This is a genomic window from Microvirga tunisiensis (genome assembly GCF_009296175.1).
GTDB classification, from domain to species: Bacteria; Pseudomonadota; Alphaproteobacteria; order Rhizobiales; family Beijerinckiaceae; genus Microvirga; species Microvirga tunisiensis.
Map to the genome: position 1 here is coordinate 1 of NZ_VOSK01000523.1, position 3,178 is coordinate 3,178.

The window sequence follows — 3,178 nt, forward strand, 5'->3', positions numbered from 1 at the left end:
GCAAGGGACCATCACGCTGCGCAACGGACAGGCTCCGCGCGCTGGCCCCTTGCTCCTGTCGCGCCAGAAGGCGTATCACCTGCCGAGGCTCTAACAGCGGCTGGATGAAACTTCAGTGGCAGGTCAGCATCTCGCGGCTGCTTCAACGTCCCCAGAGAGATAAGCTCGTGACGTTCACTAGCCCCCTGGTATTCGAGGCGAGTAGCGCCCAACCAAGCGAATGGTCTCACCTTGATGAAAGGAGAGACAGTGTGGCCCGATTCTCTCGGCTGTTCTTCGCTGAAGGGCGTAGGCCCGTTGTCTGGTTCGACGCATCGGATCCGAACGAGATTCTACTGCGTCTTCTGGATTTTTTCTGGCCAGCCCTTCGCGTGGAGTTTGCTGCCTGTACCTACGCTCTGAAAACACGTGAGATTCTATCTCGCCCGTTCAACCTGATCTTTGCGCCATCGTTGGCTGTGAGCCGTTATAGTCACTTAGAGAACAGCCATTTCGTTGGCTACCCGCGCGGAAACACGCCGGATGTTAACGACCCACGTCTTCGATCCCTCTTCCATGTTGTCATTTCGGCACTCGATCCTGAGCAAGGAGCCAAGCTTCCGGACGTAGGCACTGAGATTGGCGACCTCAAGCACAGCTTGCCAGCTGATCCGAGCTCGCTCCTGAAACTTGTTGCTCTTGCGGACCTACGGGACCGCGGGGTTACCAACCCGGCATCCGCTGTTGCTGCGCTCGACGTGTTGGCCGCGCTCGCTCCGGCCGAGAACTCAGCGCTTGAACCCAAAAGAGAAGCGTTAAACTGGGCCATGGATCGATCGATGCGCGAGCCCGCGGCAGCTGCCATTGAGCTACTAAGCGCCATCTCCCAACGCGTCATCCGTGCTCCGTATCATCGTTTCCGGTGGATGAGGGCTCGGATCGTGACACTAATCTCCGACCTCGTGTCTGTGGAACCAGAAGCGGGTGTTGCCGTCCTGGTCAGCGCCAAGTCGCGTCGGGGAGCCCTCGTCGCTGGCGTCGGGGCTGGCCTCCAGGCGCGTCCGGAGCGGATTGCTCCTTTGCTTGGTGAGCTGGAGAAGAAGAGGCCTGAGCTCGTTGATGCCTTGCTTGGTTACGAACCAGAGCTCGCGCGCATATACCTCGACGCGGGACCACACTCGCTTTCCTTCCAAGAGGTTACTGAACACGTCGTGCTGTGGCTCAAGCGGGCAACTTCGCGCCGACGAAAGACCATCACTAGTCACCTCACGACCGCGCCTGCCCTCGGGCGTGATGCCCGCTTGATCGACGCCGTTTTGGAGACTGTCAACGAGCAGGGAGCCCAGGACGTGCTCGCGACGGTTCTCGCATTCGGACTCCCCGCAGACGCTGGCGAAGGCATGTGGGTTCACATCGAATCCCTCTCTTCGCGCTTTCCCAAAATCGTACGCGATCATGTTGCGGAGGCGGGCCTCACCTCGGAGAGGCTCGCAGCCGTTTGGGCAGTCGTTCTCCCCGCAACATCCGAAGCGCTAGAAGCCATTAGTCGAGTCAAAGCAACGGAACCGTATTTTCGGGCATGCGCCCTCGCTGCTTTTATCCTGCGTCCGGATGTCAGGGTCGAGCTCCGCAACGCATTCTCCACGCGCAGCAGCCATCTCGTGATGGCCTTGCTGGCTGCCGTCGGGCTAGGTCGGTCAACGGCGATTTCTGACGCTTTAGGCCTTCTTCTGCAGAATTTTGAGACCAACGATTTGGCCGACCTCGTTCGTCCGGGTGCTGACTTATGGCGGCGTGCAAGAGCCCTTGAACATCGATCAGCTTCCCTTCTAGTGCAGAAGCTGCTTGCAAGTGCGTCGACGAGTTTCTTCCAGGGGCGGCTGTCATCTGAGGCAATGCGGGAGTGGCTGAACCAGCCTCCCATCCAAGAGCGGCTGACGCTAGAGCGCCCTCCTGAACTCATTGGGTTATGGCGCAACCCGTCCATTCGCGGTCCGGGCCATCGAGCGCACGAGACAGCAGAACTCGCCCGAAAGGTCTGGGAATGGCTCGAACTGGCGGCTCCTATCGCAGCACGCCGAAATGATGAAAAATTGCCTGCTTTGGTCGGTGCCGCGTTCCAGGAGTTCAAGGAGGCATGGTCGAGTCGGCTAACGGAGCGATGGATCGCAGTCACCGAGGCTGCTAGGGGGCGGACGCACTCCGACGATGTGACCGCCCTCGATCCCCAGGCAATTCAACTTGCCTTTCAGTATCCTGTTCTCGCTCTTTCCCCACTCGTACGAGCTACATTCCCACGGGTCTATCGTGCGACCACGAGCGGGCGCTTGACCATGATCGAGATGTTTTACTGGTATGCCGATTGGGACAAAGGCAAGGAGCTTCGACGAACGCTTGTACAAGCGTTCGTATCGTCCCATTGGCCACCTAGTGACTTAGCAATCATCGCGGATGAGGCTGGGATAGTCGAAAAAATTGTCTCACGTCTAGAGCGGATCGGCCAAGGTTCTTACGTTGAGGCTATGATCGCGGATCTAGAGAAAGGCCAGGGCGTGGCCAATCGGCAGTTGGCTTATCGTCTCAGAACCCGCCAGAGGCGTATTGAGGAGTGGGATTAGGTCTTCTAAGTCTGTGGACTGGTTCTTAGAGTTGTACGTTTCCAAAGTTTGCTGAACTTCTGCACTCGCCTAGACAGAGGACACCGCAGCCAGAGCATCTTTCTCTTCATAATCCGTCATCGACATTGGATAAATAATGCTCAACTCCATTCTGTCCGGCGGACAATGGAGGGTACTGACTTCGTAAAAGTGAAGGCTCATTCGAGGATGGGACGCTCCAGCCCTCGATTGTTGAGCGAGAGGTAATAGATAAAGCGCAAGCCTGAGACGCGCTGAATGCACGTAAAGGACTTCGACTGCCGAGCGCATCATCTCATCGTTCACATCAATATAGCGCTGGGTCGTTGAAAGATGCTTGTGGCCAGCAAGAAGCATAATTGCCTTTGGCGATATGCCCGCGTGCGCCAGCTTGGTAATAAGCCAGCGCCGTCCGCTATGGCTTGATCCACCATCTAGCCGTTCTTATGCACGAGAGGGCTGGAGAGGGCTGGCGGATGTAGCTTAAGCGCTTGAAGCAGCGTAGGATTTGGTTGCTGAGACCAACCCCTGCCACCGATTGCACTGTGCCACACCCGCCATGA

At 57.6% G+C, this 3,178-nt stretch carries 1 protein-coding gene and 1 pseudogene; one reads left to right on the forward strand and one right to left on the reverse strand.

The features are described from left to right. The first annotated feature begins 251 nt into the window (after positions 1-251). Positions 252-2,597, forward strand: a complete 2,346-nt coding sequence (locus tag FS320_RS40595; RefSeq protein WP_152718176.1) for a hypothetical protein — start codon at positions 252-254, stop codon at positions 2,595-2,597. A gap of 69 nt (positions 2,598-2,666) precedes the next feature. On the opposite strand, the pseudogene FS320_RS49235 reads toward FS320_RS40595, so the two are convergent. Next, positions 2,667-3,029: pseudogene (locus FS320_RS49235) on the reverse strand (hypothetical protein); the annotation flags it as partial. Positions 3,030-3,178 lie beyond the last annotated feature (149 nt).